The 14,573-nt window shown below is 68.4% G+C and carries 16 protein-coding genes; 8 read left to right on the top strand and 8 right to left on the bottom strand.

The genetic code is table 11. The features are described from left to right. Positions 1–67: 67 nt before the first annotated feature. Positions 68–1,294: an MFS transporter gene (locus AB0J62_RS38345; protein WP_363882117.1), complete on the bottom strand. Its 1,227-nt coding sequence runs from the start codon at positions 1,292–1,294 to the stop codon at positions 68–70. Between the two features lie 12 nt (positions 1,295–1,306). On the opposite strand from AB0J62_RS38345, the gene AB0J62_RS38350 reads away from it, so the two are divergent. Both AB0J62_RS38350 and AB0J62_RS38355 read left to right on the top strand, forming a co-directional pair. Beyond that, positions 1,307–1,831 carry a gamma carbonic anhydrase family protein gene (locus AB0J62_RS38350; RefSeq protein WP_363882119.1) on the top strand — a complete coding sequence of 175 codons (525 nt, stop codon included), beginning with the start codon at positions 1,307–1,309 and terminating at the stop codon, positions 1,829–1,831. Beyond that, the gene (locus tag AB0J62_RS38355; protein WP_363882121.1) at positions 1,831–2,382 is read left to right on the top strand and encodes a DinB family protein; all 552 of its coding nucleotides are present in this window, start codon (positions 1,831–1,833) and stop codon (positions 2,380–2,382) included. Before AB0J62_RS38350 ends, AB0J62_RS38355 begins: the two co-directional genes overlap by 1 nt. Here the strand turns inward: AB0J62_RS38355 and AB0J62_RS38360 are convergent. Next, positions 2,379–3,044 (bottom strand): response regulator, encoded by a 666-nt coding sequence (locus tag AB0J62_RS38360; protein WP_363882123.1) that lies wholly within the window; start codon positions 3,042–3,044, stop codon positions 2,379–2,381. The genes AB0J62_RS38355 and AB0J62_RS38360 overlap by 4 nt on opposite strands. Next, the gene (locus AB0J62_RS38365; RefSeq protein WP_363882125.1) at positions 3,041–4,693 is read right to left on the bottom strand and encodes an ATP-binding protein; all 1,653 of its coding nucleotides are present in this window, start codon (positions 4,691–4,693) and stop codon (positions 3,041–3,043) included. The genes AB0J62_RS38360 and AB0J62_RS38365 overlap by 4 nt, the downstream gene beginning before the upstream one ends. Positions 4,694–4,873: 180 nt before the next feature. On the opposite strand from AB0J62_RS38365, the gene AB0J62_RS38370 reads away from it, so the two are divergent. From AB0J62_RS38370 to AB0J62_RS38385, 4 genes are read left to right on the top strand one after another with little or no spacing between them, the layout of a single operon-like run. Then, the gene (locus AB0J62_RS38370; RefSeq protein ID WP_363882127.1) at positions 4,874–5,872 is read left to right on the top strand and encodes a tripartite tricarboxylate transporter substrate binding protein; all 999 of its coding nucleotides are present in this window, start codon (positions 4,874–4,876) and stop codon (positions 5,870–5,872) included. Continuing rightward, positions 5,869–6,372 carry a tripartite tricarboxylate transporter TctB family protein gene (locus AB0J62_RS38375; RefSeq protein WP_363882129.1) on the top strand — a complete coding sequence of 168 codons (504 nt, stop codon included), beginning with the start codon at positions 5,869–5,871 and terminating at the stop codon, positions 6,370–6,372. The genes AB0J62_RS38370 and AB0J62_RS38375 overlap by 4 nt, the downstream gene beginning before the upstream one ends. Then, positions 6,372–7,874, top strand: a complete 1,503-nt coding sequence (locus AB0J62_RS38380; RefSeq protein WP_363882131.1) for a tripartite tricarboxylate transporter permease — start codon at positions 6,372–6,374, stop codon at positions 7,872–7,874. Before AB0J62_RS38375 ends, AB0J62_RS38380 begins: the two co-directional genes overlap by 1 nt. A 4-nt stretch (positions 7,875–7,878) precedes the next feature. Next, the gene (locus AB0J62_RS38385) at positions 7,879–8,313 is read left to right on the top strand and encodes an EVE domain-containing protein (protein WP_363882133.1); all 435 of its coding nucleotides are present in this window, start codon (positions 7,879–7,881) and stop codon (positions 8,311–8,313) included. Here AB0J62_RS38385 and AB0J62_RS38390 read toward each other — a convergent pair. Next, complete coding sequence (locus tag AB0J62_RS38390) at positions 8,302–8,910, bottom strand: TetR/AcrR family transcriptional regulator (RefSeq protein WP_363882135.1); 609 nt, start codon at positions 8,908–8,910, stop codon at positions 8,302–8,304. The genes AB0J62_RS38385 and AB0J62_RS38390 overlap by 12 nt on opposite strands. Positions 8,911–9,002: 92 nt before the next feature. Between AB0J62_RS38390 and AB0J62_RS38395 the strand changes: the two genes are divergently transcribed. Continuing rightward, positions 9,003–9,611 (top strand): VC0807 family protein, encoded by a 609-nt coding sequence (locus AB0J62_RS38395; protein WP_363882137.1) that lies wholly within the window; start codon positions 9,003–9,005, stop codon positions 9,609–9,611. Here the strand turns inward: AB0J62_RS38395 and AB0J62_RS38400 are convergent. Then, entirely contained in the window at positions 9,608–10,042 is a 435-nt protein-coding gene (locus tag AB0J62_RS38400; RefSeq protein ID WP_363882139.1) for a hypothetical protein, read from the bottom strand. The genes AB0J62_RS38395 and AB0J62_RS38400 overlap by 4 nt on opposite strands. Positions 10,043–10,072: 30 nt before the next feature. Between AB0J62_RS38400 and AB0J62_RS38405 the strand changes: the two genes are divergently transcribed. Continuing rightward, positions 10,073–11,407, top strand: a complete 1,335-nt coding sequence (locus tag AB0J62_RS38405; RefSeq protein WP_363882141.1) for a crosslink repair DNA glycosylase YcaQ family protein — start codon at positions 10,073–10,075, stop codon at positions 11,405–11,407. On the opposite strand, the gene AB0J62_RS38410 is transcribed toward AB0J62_RS38405, so the two are convergent. The 3 genes from AB0J62_RS38410 to AB0J62_RS38420 are packed head-to-tail and all read right to left on the bottom strand — an operon-like array spanning position 11,338 to position 14,559. After that, positions 11,338–12,582 (bottom strand): MFS transporter, encoded by a 1,245-nt coding sequence (locus tag AB0J62_RS38410; protein ID WP_363882143.1) that lies wholly within the window; start codon positions 12,580–12,582, stop codon positions 11,338–11,340. The two genes, AB0J62_RS38405 and AB0J62_RS38410, sit on opposite strands and share 70 nt — an antisense overlap. Beyond that, the gene (locus AB0J62_RS38415) at positions 12,579–13,958 is read right to left on the bottom strand and encodes a GH1 family beta-glucosidase (protein WP_363882145.1); all 1,380 of its coding nucleotides are present in this window, start codon (positions 13,956–13,958) and stop codon (positions 12,579–12,581) included. The genes AB0J62_RS38410 and AB0J62_RS38415 overlap by 4 nt, the downstream gene beginning before the upstream one ends. Continuing rightward, positions 13,948–14,559 carry a heavy metal-binding domain-containing protein gene (locus AB0J62_RS38420; RefSeq protein ID WP_363882147.1) on the bottom strand — a complete coding sequence of 204 codons (612 nt, stop codon included), beginning with the start codon at positions 14,557–14,559 and terminating at the stop codon, positions 13,948–13,950. The genes AB0J62_RS38415 and AB0J62_RS38420 overlap by 11 nt, the downstream gene beginning before the upstream one ends. Between the last annotated feature and the right edge of the window lie 14 nt (positions 14,560–14,573).

Genomic DNA, 14,573 nt, shown 5'->3' on the forward strand with positions numbered 1-14,573 from the left:
CCACCCTCCTCGCTGGTCCTGTGTCGCTGACGGGACACCCATCACCGTAGCCTCGCCCAAGGTCCTTTCAAATCCCTTTTGCCGTACGTCGAAGGCCGGCTCCGGCGATGCGGCCGGCTACCGGAGCGAGGCCGGCGACGACGACCGCGAGTACGGCGACACCACCCAGCGCGGCCGGAAGCGACCAGTGCGAGGACACCGCGCCGACCGCCGCCGGGCCGATCAGGAATCCGAGATAGGCGATCGTGGTCACTACCGAGATCGCACCCGCGCGCCGCTCAGGACCGGCCCATGCGCCGGCCATCCCGATGATCGTCGGCGCACAGACCGACGTACCGAGACCCGCGACTCCGATACCGGCCAGGGCTGTCCAAGGATGGTTCGCGGTGGCCGCGGCCAGCGAGCCGACGGCGGCGACGAGGCCACCGACGACCAGGAGCTGGACCGGCCGGACCCGCTTCAGGACAGCATTGCCGGCGAATCGGCCCGTGGCGGCCGCCGCGGCAAAGACCGCGGGCGCGATGGACGCGAGGCCGGCCGGGGCGTTCAGCGAGGTATCCAGATGTACGGCGCTCCAACTCTGCCACGCGTTCTCGACGAGGTAGGCGATCGCACACAGCACACCGAACATGAGGAGCGCCGGCTCCAGCCCGCTCCTCGGAGTTTCGGCGGCAGCCGGCAGGTCCTGTGAGGTGCCCGAGGCGGCGGCCGGTGCGCTGCTCGAGGCGACGGCCGGTGCGCTCCTCGAGGTGCTGCCTGGAGCAAGAACGACGAGTGCTGTGATCACGATCAGCGCGCCCGCCCCGCCCAGCACGGGCAATGCGCCGAGCCCGGCGGCGCGGAGTCCCGCCGTACTGAGGCTTGCGACCACGACGGCGACCGAGAACATGCCGTGCGCGAGGTTCATCACCGGCCGCCCGGTCACCGCCTCCGCCTGGGATCCGGTCGCATTGATCGCCACGTCCATCGCACCAGAGGTTGCTCCCAGCAACAACAATGCCGCGCTCAGGGTGACGACCGAGCCCGCCAGCGCGGGCAGTACGCCGCAGATCGCGAACAATACGGTGACGACCGGCAGCACCACCCCGCCGTACCTATCGATCAGGTAGCCGGTGAACCGCATCGACACGAGCGCGCCGAGTCCGACCATCAGCAGCGCGACGCCGAGCTCACCGTCGTTCACCCCGGCGCCGGCCCGGACCGCGGGCAGGATCGCGCCCCACGCTCCCCAGAACAACCCGAACGCGGCGAACCCGGCGACTGTTTTCCGCACCCGCTCGAGGCTACGCGGCATAGGGTGCAGCGTATGCCGCTGTTTTCGTTCGAAGGTAAGCGTCCGAGTGTGCATCCGGACGCGTGGATCGCGCCGACCGCGACGCTGGTCGGGGATGTGGTCGTCGAGGCGGGGGTTTCGATCTGGTACGGCGTGGTGATCCGCGCCGATCTGGGGACGATCACGATCCGCGCGGGGGCGAACATCCAGGACAACACGGTGATCCACGTCGGCCACAACGGCTGCGAGATCGGGCCGAATGCGACGGTCGGACACCAATGCCTGGTCCACGACTGCACGATCGGTGAGCAGGCTCTGGTCGGCAACGGCGCGATCGTGCTCGACGGGGCGGTGGTCGGCGAGCGTTCGCTGGTGGCGGCCGGCTCCACGGTCACGCCGGGCGCCGTCATCCCGCCGGAATCGGTCGCGATGGGCAGCCCGGCGAAGAAGATCGTCCCGCTCGAAGGAACCGCGAAGCTCTTCGTCGACCACAACGCCGCCGTCTACCACGCCCTCGCCGAACGCCACGCCGCCACCGTCGAGTTGGTGGAGGAGTAATGATCGACGAGTTCGCCAAGGCCTACCTCCACGACGAGCTGCGATGGGTGCGGGAGTCGCTCCTGTCGACGCTCGACGGACTGCCGGAGTACGACGTACGCCGTCCGCTCACCCGGACCGGGACCAACCTCCTCGGCCTCGTCAAACACCTTGCACTGACCGAGGCCCGGTACTTCGGGGAGATCTTCGGCCGCCCGTATCCGGATCCGATCCCGACCTTCGACGATCCCGGCTACGCGAACCACGACCACATGTGGGTGCGCGAACACGAGTCGCGCGCCGATGTGATCGCGGCGTACCAGCGTGCTTGCGAGTACGCCGATACCACCATCGACGCCCTCCCGATCGACGCTCCCGGATTCGTCCCGTGGTGGCCGCGGCCCAACGTCAAACTCCTCAACATCCTGGTCCACGTCGTTGCCGAGACCAACCGCCACACGGGCCACGCCGACATTCTTCGCGAGCAGCTGGGCGCCCCCACCGGCGCATCAGAGGTCGACTGGGAAGCACACCGAGCCCGGATCGAGAGCGCCGCCCGCGCAGCGACCTAGCTTCGCCAGTGGTAGCGGCGTTCGGGGCGGCCGGTGGTGCCGTAGCGAAGGGTTACCTGGGCTTGGCCTTGGGTGCAGAGGAACTCCAGGTAGCGGCGGGCGCTGACGCGGGAGATGCCGACTTTCTCGGCGCACTCGGCAGCCGAAAGGTTGTCGGGGGTGGCGCGGAGGGCGGCGGTGACCAGGTCGGTGGTCTCCTGGCTGAGGCCCTTGGGGAGGCGGTTGACGGTTGGGCAGGCAGGCGCCAGGACGCGATCGACGTCCGCCTGGGACGTTACCTGGTCGGGGACGCTCGCCCGGCGACGCTCGTACTCCTGTAAGCGAGCCCGCAGATCCTCGAAACCGAAGGGTTTCAGCAGATAGTTGACGACCCCCTGGCGTACGGCGCCACGCACCGCGTCGGCCTCGCGGGCCGCGGTGATGACGAGGATGTCCACATCAGGCCGTACGGCGCGCAGCCGGGCGATCAGGTCGATGCCGAACACGTCAGGCAGGTAGAGGTCGAGCAGCACCAGATCAGGCCGTAGCTCGGACAACGCCGCGACGGCCTGATCGCCGGAGTTCGCCGTACCGACGACCTCGAAGCCGTCCACGCGGTCCACGAATCCGCGGTGGATGCGGGCGACCATGAAGTCGTCGTCGACGACGAGGACCGTGATCATCGGGCTCCCTCGGGCGTGCGCTGGGCGGACATGCGGGCGACGAAGGCCGCGCCGCCGTCGGAATTGTTCGTCACCGCGACCTCGCCGCCGCGCCGGCGGCAGATCAGCCGGGTCATCGCGAGACCGATCCCGCGCTCCCCCTCGGCCGCGGCCTTGGTGGTGAAGCCGTGCGCGAACACCTCCTGCGCCAGCTCGGGCGCCACCCCCGGACCGGAGTCGCGGACCACGATCTCAACACTCGTCGCGTCCTGCCGCAGTTCGACCTCGACCCACGCCGGTGACAGCGGCGTACCGGACTGGGCGGCCGCGTCGATCGCGTTGTCGACCAGGTTGCCGACCACGGTCGCCACGTCGGCCGACAGCGCGGGGTCGAGCCGGAGCAGCGTCGTACGTTCGGACACGCGGAGCTCGACGCGGCGTTCGGCCGCGAGCGAGGACTTCGCCATCAGCAGGGCGGCGACCGCGGTGTCGTGGACCCGCCGGGTCACGGTCAGGTCGAGCGACTCACGGTACCGGTTGAGCGCGCCGACGTACGTGACGACCTCGTCGTACTCGCCGATCTGGATCAGGCCGGAGATCGTGTGCAGCTGATTCGCGAACTCGTGCGTCTGCGCCCGCAGCAACTCGGCGGACGAACGGAACGACCCCAGCTCCCGCTCCAGCTGCGCCAACTCGGTCCGGTCACGCAGCGTGGTGACGGAGCCCAGCGACCGCCCGTCCTTCAGCACTTCCATCCGGTTCATCACGAGTACGCGCCCACGGCGTACGACGACCGCGTCGCGCGCCTCGTCCTCGCCGGCGAGTACTTCGCGGAGCCGGCCCTCGATCCCCAGATCGTCCAGGTTGCGGCCGACCGCGTTCGCCGGGAGGTCGAGCAGCCGGCGGCCGACGTCGTTCACCAGCGTGACCCGCAAATGGGGGTCCAAGGCAACGACTCCCTCGGCCAGCCCGTACAGCATCGCCTCCCGATGCTCGGCAAGTCCGGCGATCTCGCGCGGTTCGAGCCCGAGCGTCTGCCGCTTGATCCGGCGGGCCAGCAGCCACGAACCGAGCAGCCCGAGCACGCAGGCGATACCGAGATAGATCGCCAGGTACGACGATGCGCCGCGCAATCGTTGCCAGATCGACGGGGCCTGCTCGCCGACCATCACGGTGCCGATGTGATCGCCGAGCGTTCCGTCCGGCCGGCCGTTCGAATCCGTGCCCTGACTGAGCACCGGGACCTGCGAGACCAGCTCTTTCCCGTCCCCCAGGCGCAGCTCGCCGGACCAGCCGCGGCCTTGCGCCACCCAAGGATCACCGAGAGTCAGCGAGTTGCCGATCGTGGTGGGGTTCGTGGCCGCGATGATCCGGCCCTGCGCGTCGGCGACCGTGATCGAGGTGACGCCGGACTGCGTCAACGTTGTCTGGAGCAACGGTGCGAGAACCTCCGCCGGTGCGGGGTGGCGGATGCCGAAGCGCAGCGTCTGGCTCCCGGAGAGCTGCTCGGCCAGCGCGGTCACCCGGCGACCTTCGACCCGGTTGAACGTGGCGGCGGACTGGGCGAGCGAGACCGCGGCGACGGCGACGAGCACGACCACGACGATGGCCAGTTGCAGCACCAGCAGCTGCCCGGCCAACGTCGGACGTCTTCCGAGCCTGACGGCCATCTTCACCTCCCATAGGTCCTGCCGCATGATCACCGCTGCGGCGCTCGAGTGCCACACTTCACCCAGATTCCGCCTGTGACCACAATGAACTCAACCACCGCTGCGGCCACAACGCAGACGCCGTACCCGCTGGAGGTCCACGATCGTCGCCACCTGATCCCCATCGAAAAGGACACCGCCATGAGGCCGATGCTCTGGGTCACCACAGCAGTGCTCGCGCTGGTCGGCGCGAGCGCCTGCGGCGCGACCGCCGACAAATCCGACTCCAACGCCGACAGCGGCAAGCCCGCGACCGGGCTGCGGCTGATGGTGCCGAACGCGGCCGGCGGCGGCTACGACACCACCGCCCGGGTCGCGGCGAAGGTGATGGAGGACGCGAAGATCGCGACCGGCGTCCAGGTGTTCAACCTGCCGGGCGCCGGCGGCACGGTCGGCCTGCAGCGGACCGTGAACGAGAAGGGCAACGGCAAGCTCGCCATGCAGATGGGGCTCGGCGTGGTCGGCGCGACGTACACGTCGAAGTCGAAGGCGACGCTCACCCAGACCACCCCGATCGCCAAGCTGATCGAGGAGGCCGGCGCGATCGTCGTACCGAAGAACTCGCCGTACAAGACGATCGGCGACCTGGTCACCGCCTGGAAGGCGAACCCGAAGGGGATGGCCGTCGGCGGCGGTTCGTCGCCGGGCGGGCCTGACCACCTGCTCCCGATGCAGCTCGCGCAAGCCGTCGGCATCGAGCCGAAAGACGTCAACTTCGTCTCGTACGACGGCGGCGGCGAGCTGCTGCCCGCGCTGCTGGGGAGCAAGATCGCCTTCGGGGCCAGCGGATTCGGGGAGTTCCTCGACCAGGTCCAGAGCGGTCAGGTGCGGGTGCTCGCGGTGACGAGCGAGCAGCCGATCGAGGCGCTGAAGGACGTGCCGACGCTGAAGGGCTCCGGCATCGACCTGGTGTTCACGAACTGGCGAGGCATCGTCGCGCCGCCGGGTATCAGCGACGCGGACAAGAAGGTCTGGATCGACGCGCTGACGAAGATGCACGACTCCGCGGAGTGGAAGTCCGAGCTCGAGAAGCACGGCTGGACCGACGCGTTCGTGACCGGTGACGAGTTCGGCAAGTTCCTCACCGACCAGGACAAGGCCGTCGCCGACATCCTGACCAAGCTGGGACTGGCGGCGTGAACGAGGCCGCTGTCAGGCGGCCGGATCGTGCGCAGTACGGAGTGTGCGGGTTCCTGGCGGTGGTCGGCGTCCTGGTGATCGTCGACGCCGCCCGGCTCCAGCACATTGCCAACAGCAACGATCCGATCGGCCCGAAGCCGGTACCGATCGTCCTCGGCGTTCTGCTGCTCGTCGTCGCCGTCCTGTACGCCGTCGACGTGGCCCGCGGAGGGACCGGCGAAGCGGAGGAAGGCGAGGACGTCGACGTGACGTCCTCCGTCGACTGGCGCACGGTGCTCACGCTGATCGCCGCGTTCGTGGTCAACCTCGCGTTGATCGAGCCGCTGGGCTGGGTGATCAGCGGGATCCTGCTGTTCTGGGGATCGGCGTTCGCGCTCGGCAGCCGGCACCACATCCGCAACGTGTTCATCGCCGTCGCGCTGGCGCTGATCACGTTCTACGCGTTCGCGATCGGGCTGGGCGTCAACCTGCCGGCCGGCGTACTGCAAGGGATCTTGTGATGGACCTCCTTCAGGGATTTGCAGATGTCCTGACACCGATCAATCTGCTTCTTGCGTTGCTCGGCGTCACCGTCGGTACGGCGGTCGGCGTCCTGCCGGGGATCGGTCCGGCGATGACGGTCGCACTGCTGCTGCCGATCACCTACGGACTCGAGCCGGTGCAGGCGTTCATTATGTTCGCCGGGATCTTCTACGGCGGCATGTACGGCGGCTCGACGACGTCGATCCTGCTGAACACCCCAGGTGAGTCGTCATCGGTGGTGACGGCGATCGAGGGCAACAAGATGGCCAGGGCCGGACGGGCCGCGCAGGCGTTGGCGACCGCGGCGATCGGGTCGTTCGTGGCGGGGACGATCGGGACGCTGCTGCTCGTGCTGGTTGCGCCGCAGGTGGTGAAGTTCGCGATCAGCCTGGGGGCGCCGGACTACCTGGCGATCATGCTGCTCGCGTTCGCCGGTGCGACCTCGGTGCTCGGATCGTCCCGGATCCGCGGGTTCGCGGCCCTGCTGCTCGGATTGGTGATCGGGCTGGTCGGGATCGACAAGGTGACCGGCCAGCAGCGGCTCACGTTTGGCGTACCGCAGCTTGCCGACGGCATCGATGTCGTAGTGGTTGCTGTTGGCATCTTCGCGGTCGGCGAGGCGCTCTGGGTCGCGGCCCACCTGCGGCGGAACCCGGGCACGGTGATTCCGGTCGGCCGTCCGTGGATGGGCAAGTCGGACTGGCGTCGCTCGTGGAAGCCGTGGCTGCGCGGAACGGCGTACGGCTTCCCGATCGGTGCGCTGCCGGCCGGGGGTGCGGAGATCCCGACGTTCCTGTCGTATGCGACCGAGAAGAAGCTGTCCAAGCATCCGGAAGAGTTCGGGCACGGCGCGATCGAGGGCGTCGCCGGGCCGGAAGCCGCGAACAACGCGTCGGCAGCCGGAACGCTCGTGCCGATGCTCGCGCTCGGTCTGCCGACGAATGCGACCGCGGCGGTGATGCTGGCCGCGTTCACGTCGTACGGCATCCAGCCCGGGCCGCTGCTGTTCCAGCGCGAGCCGAGGCTGGTGTGGGCGCTGATCGCCAGCCTGTTCATCGGCAACCTGATGCTGCTGCTCCTCAACCTGCCGCTGGCGCCGGCATGGGCGAAGCTGCTGCAGATCCCGCGGCCGTATCTGTACGCCGGGATCATCTTCTTCGCCTCGATGGGTGCGTACGCCGTGAACGCGCAGCCGCTCGACCTGTTGCTGCTTCTGCTGCTCGGGCTGCTCGGTTTCGGGATGCGCCGGTTCGGGCTGCCGGTGCTGCCGCTGATCATCGGCGTGATCCTCGGCCCGATCGCCGAACGGCAGGCGCGGATGGCACTGCAACTGTCCAACGGTGACGTCTCCGGTCTGGTTGGTGGACCGGTCGCGTACGTCATCTACGTGGCGATCCTGCTGATGATCGCCTGGCCGCTGATCGCCAGCCTCCGCCGCAAAATCATGACGAAAGATGTCGTATATTCCGGCGGACAGTGAGGGCATGACGGATTTACAGCGCGCCTGGCTGGGTGTGGTCTCCGCGGACCACACCCAGCGCGCGGTCGAGGGCGGTTTCATCCAGCTCAACCACGGCAAGCGGTACGGCGTCGCGCGGCTGCGCGAGGGCGACGGCTTCGTGATCTACTCGCCGACCGAGCGGTACGGCGAGAAGCAGCCGCTCCGCGCGTTCACCGCGCTGGGCGTGGTCGTCGACGCAGCGCCGTACCAGGCCGAGGCGATGAACATGGGCTCCCACGGCATCGTCCAGCCATGGCGCCGGCGGATCGAGTTCCTGCCGGTGCAGCGCACCGGCGTACGCGAGGTGGACCTCGAACTCACCCGACAGCCGAACTGGGGCTACCAACTCCGCCGCGGCCTGGTCCCACTCGCCCCGGAAGACTTCCAGGCGTTGCGGTCCGCCATGTCAGTCTCGTGAGGTGTCGTCCGACGAGGCTGGTGGCCGCGTAGCGAGTGGGACGAAGACCTGGTCGACGATCTCGGTTAGTACTTCGGGTGAGACTGCGGTGGCGCCGTTGAGGGCGTACTCGTTGCGGAGCAGGTCGACGGCGACCGTGGCGACGCGGGGAGTGAGGGCTTGCTGGCCGACTTCGCCGCGGCTCGCGGCTCGGGCCAGGACGGTCAGCCAGTGCGAGACGCCGGCGCGGGCGACCTGGTCGCGGAGTTCGCGCATCCGCTCGGGGTCGGAATGGATGTCGGCGAGGAGCTGGCGCAGGATGCGACCGACCGGGGACGACATGCGGTCGTTGGCACGGGTGAGCAGCGCGAGCGCGTCACCGCGGAGCGAGCCGGTGTCGGGCGTCGAGTCCGGTCCACTCGGGAGCATGTGCCGGTACGCCGCGATGCACAGCGCTGCCCGGCTCGGCCAGCGGCGGTAGATCACGTTCTTCGCGGTGCCGGCGCGGGCGGCGACACCGTCCATCGTCAGCTCGCGGTACCCGACCTCGGTCAGCTCCTCAACCGCGGCCTGCAGGATCGCCTCCTCCAGCGCGGCACCCCGCCTACGCGTCGTCACGATACTCAGGGTATCCCATGACAATTGGCCTAATCCGGCTGGGCTGACCTCTCTTAAGCTACTAGCAGTATCTTAAGAGAAGGGTTCACCTCATGCGTAAGGTCCTCGCTGGTCTGCTCTGGGACATCGGTCTCCCGCTCGTCGTCTACTACGCCGCCCGCATCCTCGGGTACGACGTACTCTCCGCCCTCGCCGCCGGTACCGGCGCTGCACTGCTGCGGGTCGCCGCCATCGCCGTCGTCCAGCGGAAGTTGAACGGGCTCGCGGCCTTTGTGGGCGGGACGTTCGCCCTGCTGCTGGTCATCTCGCTGCTGACCGGGGATCCGCGGATCCTGCTCGCAAAGGAGTCGGTGCTGTCGGGCGCGGCCGGGCTGTTGCTGCTGGGGTCATGTCTGCTCAGCCGTCCGCTCGTCTACGCGATCGCCCGAAAAGCCAACGCCACCAAGCCGGAACTCCTCGCAGAGTGGGACGACCGCTGGAACACCCAGCCGACGTTCCGCAAACACTTCACCACCTTGACCGCGGTCTTCGGCGGCGTACTCCTCGCGGACGCGATCATCCGACTGGTCCTCGTCTATACCCTCCCCGTCAACACAATGGCCAACCTGTCCCCATTCATGCACGTCGCCGCCCTAGGAATCCTGATCGGCTGGTCTCTCTGGTACCGCAACCACCGCCAGCGCGCGATGCAGCCGAGCTAGTCGGTCAACCTGTGCGCATCACGAGCAATCGCCTCGAATTCCTCCGGTGAGAGAATCAGGGAGGTCTCGAGCGTCCAGAAACGCTGGCCGCCGTGATGGAGTTTGATGTGGACGATCAGGTGGTCCGGTCCTCGCGCCGGTCGAGGGCCACGGATGACCTCGAGCTGGAGTGGGTTGCCCCGTCCCCACGCCATCGACCAGTTGTCCATGTCGTGCCAGTGCGCGGCGACCTGGTCGAGGAACTGCACCAGGCCGCCGTACTCATCGAATAAGTCGAGCCTGACCTTGGCGGTCATGTCGCGGCCACGGAGTTCGGCGTCCAGATAGCGGCGTCTCTTCCTGGGCACGAAGTCCGGGGCGCTGTCCGGTGGCTGGCGTACGGCGGTCAGGCGGAGGTACTCAGGTGGCTTTCCGATCGTGATGAACTGCATGAGCCCAGTGTCACGCTATAGGTTCGATTCATGGCGGCCGTAGGTGATGAGATCTCGGTGGAGGTTGCTCGGCGGATTGCCCTGGGTGCGCAGGGGTTTGGGGACCGGCGGCCGAAGCGGGGTGATCTGCGGGCGGTGCGGAAGGCGATCGGGTGGGCCGGCGTACTGCAGCTGGATTCGGTGAATGTGCTGACCCGGTCGCATTACCTGCCGGTGTTCGCGCGGGTGGGGAACTATCCGCGGGCGACCCTCGACAAGCTGGCGTGGGGCAAGGACCGCGAGCTGTTCGAGTATTTCTGGGGCCACAAGGCGGCGCTCATCCCGCTCACGGCGTACCCGTTGATGCGGTGGCGGATGCGGGCGGCCGAGCGACAGGTGTGGAACGAAGAGCTGAGCCCGGACGTGACCGCGCCGTGGTCGGTCGTGGCGGGGATGCGGCGGCTGACCGCGGAGCGACCCGGGTACGTCGACCAGGTGCTGCGGATGATCACTGAGAAGGGCCCGTTGACCGCGGGCGAGGCAAGCCCGGACGGCGTACGTCGGAAGCGCTCAGACCCGGATCCGGACCCGGGCACCGGGCGGATGTGGAACTGGCAGGACGCGAAAATCGCGATCGAGTACCTGTTCTGCACGGGCCAGGTGACGATCGCAGGGCGCCGGCATTTCGAGCGTATCTACGACCTGACCGAACGCGTCCTACCCGCCGACGTACTCGCAGCCCCCGAGCCCACGGCCGACGAGGCCCGCCGCGAGCTCGTCCGGATCGCGGCCCGCGGCCTCGGGATCGCCACCGCCAAAGAGCTCTGCGGCAACTCCGGCCAGGCCCACTTCCCGTTGCCCACGGCAACCGCCCGCGAGGTGATCGGCGAACTGACCGACGCCGGCGAACTGATCCCGGTCCGCGTCGAAGGCGTCACCCGACAGAGCTACCGCTGGCACGAGGCCAACGACCGTCCCATCGACGCCCAAGCCCTCCTCTCCCCCTTCGACCCCCTGATCTGGAACCGCGACCGCACCCACCACCTGTTCGACTTCTTCTACCGCATCAGCATCTACACCCCAGCCCCCCAACGGATCCACGGGTACTACGTCCTGCCGTTCCTCCTGGGCGACCGACTGGTGGCCCGTGTCGACCTCAAGGCCGACCGCCAGACGTCCACCCTCGTCGTCCCCACCCTGACCGCCGAGCCCGACGCGCCCGACTTCATCGAACCCTTGGCGGACGAGCTCCACCTGATGGCCGACTGGCTGTCGCTCGACCACATCCACGTCCCGGCCGACGGACGGCTCGCTGCTCAGTTGACCGATCGGATCCGCGTGACGAGTACGCCGGCCAGGACTGTGACCGCGGACGCCAAAAGGTAAAGCACCGGGTAGCCGCCCAGGTGTTTCACGATCGGAGCGGCGATCGCGGGTGCTAGGACCTGTGGGAGCGAGTTCGCGATGTTGATGACGCCGAGGTCCTTCGCCCGGTCCTGTGCGCTCGGCAGCACCTGAGTGAGCAAGGCGAAGTCGACGGCAAGATAGACGCCGAACCCCATCCCGAGGATGATCGCGCCGAGGATCGCGCCCGCCCAGGTAGGCCAGAACGCGAGGACGATGCCCGCGACGGCCATCACCCAGCCGGAGGCGGTGACGAAGATCTTCCTGCGTTCGGAGCGGTCCGACCAGCGGCCGCAGGTGATGGCGGTCGTCAGCACGCACACGCTGTAGATGGCGGTCAGGATGAGTACGGCGGTGTCGGGATCGTCGACGCCGACCTCGTCCTGCAGGTAGTAGAAGAGATACAACGTGCCGAGCGCATTGCCCACGTTGAACAGGAATCGGGTCAGCCAGGCCCAGCCGAAGTCCGGGTACCGTCGGGGGCTGATCCAGAACCCACGAAGGAAATCGCGCAGTACGAACGTCGGCCGCTCGACCAGCTGCACGTCATGACTGCGCAACACATAGGGCACGACCGACAACAACAGGAACGCTGCACAGGCGGCATACCCGAGCGCGTAGCTGTCAAAAGCTGCGGCAAGCGCAGTACCTACCAGTGCACCCAAGACCTGCGAGATTGCCACCCAGCCGCCTACGCCGCCGCGCTGGAGGACCGGGACGCGATCCGGTACGACGGCCGTTGCCGCGGCGAGCAGCGCGTTGCCGAACAGTTGCATCAAGCACCAACCGAGCAGCATCAACACGATCAGGTGCGCGCCGGCCAGGATCCCCAGACCGACCGCACCGCCGACCGCGCCGGCCACCACCCACGGCACCCGCCGGCCGAAGCGTGAGGTGGTCCGGTCGGAGATCGCGCCGAACGCCGGGTTCGCGAACACCGACACCGCCGCGCCGACCCCGGTCACCAGCCCGAACACGAACTCCTTGTTGCCCGGAGCAACCGACTCCGACTGCTTCGCGAGCAGCACCTGGATCGGACCGAGCCAGGCCGCGAACACCCCGACGTTCGCGAGGACGACGGCCGCCGTCCACCCCGGCCGCACCCGGACGGTCGGCTCCGCCAGCGCGGACGGCACCACCCCAGGCTCGGGAATCATGACCGGCCGGGTGCCTGACGGCTCTGGGCGATCAGCTCCCGCAGCCAGTGGTACGACGCTTTCGGCGTACGCTCCTGTGTCTCGAAGTCCACATGCACCAGGCCGAACCGCTGCGAATACCCGGCGGCCCACTCGAAGTTGTCCATCAGCGACCACTGGAAGTACCCGCGGACGTCGATGCCGTCGTCCATCGCCGCACGGAGCGATCGCAGATACCCGTCCAGGTAGGAGATCCGCCGCTGATCGTCCACAATCCCGTCGACGGGCTCGTCGTTGATCGCGCAGCCGTTCTCGGTGATGTAGATCGGCGGCAGCCGGTCGCCGTACCGCTCCTTGAAGATCCGCAGGATCTCGCCGAACGCGTCCGGTACGACCGGCCAGCCGAAGTCCGTGGTCGGGTAACCGCTCAGTGTCCGCGGCTCGAACGGCAGACCCGGCGGCAACAGCACCCCATCCGTCGCCGCGGTGTCGGCCTGACCGGTGGCAGCGCCGACCGAGACCGGCGCGTAGTGGTTGATGCCGAAGAAGTCGAGCGGCGTCGAGATGATCGCCAAGTCGTCGGCGACCGGGCCGGGCATCGCGTCACCCATGCCGTTCGGGTACTCGCCGAGCAGGATCGGGTCGGCGAACAGCCAGTTGATCAGGTTGTCGTACAGCGCGGCCGCTTCCTTGTCCTCGGCACTGTCACTCGCAGGCCAGGTCGGCGCGTGGTTGCTGGCGATGCCGATCTGAGTAGCACCAGCGGCCCGAAGCGCCTGCACCGCGCGGCCGTGGGCGAGCAGCTGATGATGCGCGACCGGGAGAGCGTCGAACAACAGCTCCTTCCCGGGCGCATGCGCGCCGAGTGAGTACCCCATCAGCGTGAGGACCATCGGCTCGTTGATCGTGATCCACATCGGCACCCGATCCGCGAACCGTGCGCCCAGAATCCCGGCGTACTCCGCGAAGCGGTCGGTGATGTCGCGGGACAACCAGCCGCCGGCGTCCTCGAGCGCCTGCGGGGTGTCCCAGTGGTACAGCGTCGGCGCCGGCTGGATCCCGGCGCCGAGCAACGTGTCGATCAGCCGGTCGTAGAAATCCATTCCGGCCGCCATAGCGGGCCCGCGACCCGACGGCTGGATGCGCGGCCAGGAGAACGAGAACCGGTAGGTGTCCACCCCGAGCTCCCGCATCAGGGCGACGTCCTCGGCGTACCGGTGATAGTGGTCGCACGCGACCGCGCCGGTGTCACCGTTGAGGATCTTGCCGGGCTCGGCGCAGAACGTGTCCCAGGTGGAGGGACCGCGGCCGCCCTCGGCCACGGCACCCTCGATTTGGTACGCCGACGTCGACACCCCCCAGCTGAACCCTGGCGGAAACTTCAGATCAGCCGTCATTCGCATCATCCTCATCAGGGGTGGTGTCCTGCGGCCGCGGCGGCTCGACCTTGTGCACGATCACCGCCGTGCCGTACGCCGCGACCTCGCTCATCGTCTGGGCGATCTCGTTGCAGTCGAACCGCATCGCGAGGATCGCGTTCGCGCCCATCTGCTGCGCCATCTGGCACATCCGCATCACCGCGACGTGCCGCGACTCGGCCAGCATCTGGGTGTACTCCGGCACCTCGCCACCGCCCAGCGACCGGAAACTCGCGGTGAAGTTCGACCCGAAGTCGCGGCTGCGCACAGTCAGCCCGAACACCTCACCGAACACCTTGTCCGCGGTGTACCCGGGCAGGTCGTTCATCGTCGAGACCAGCACCGGGTACGGCGAACCCTGCGGCGCGACATGCGGCGCGCTCTGCTGGGCCGGCTGGTAGTTGCCCGGCGCCTGGCCGTACCCGGGCTGCTGGCCGTAGCCCTGCGGCGGCGGCCCCTGCTGGTAGCCCGGAGGCGGTCCCTGGTACCCGGGAGGCGGTCCCTGGTACCCCGGCGGCGGGCCCTGCTGGTAGCCCTGCTGCGGCGGGAACGGCTGGTTCGGAGGAAAGTTCTGGTTCATGCCCTCATCCTGAC

The organism is Kribbella sp. NPDC049584 (genome assembly GCF_040675555.1).
Classification (GTDB): Bacteria; Actinomycetota; Actinomycetes; order Propionibacteriales; family Kribbellaceae; genus Kribbella.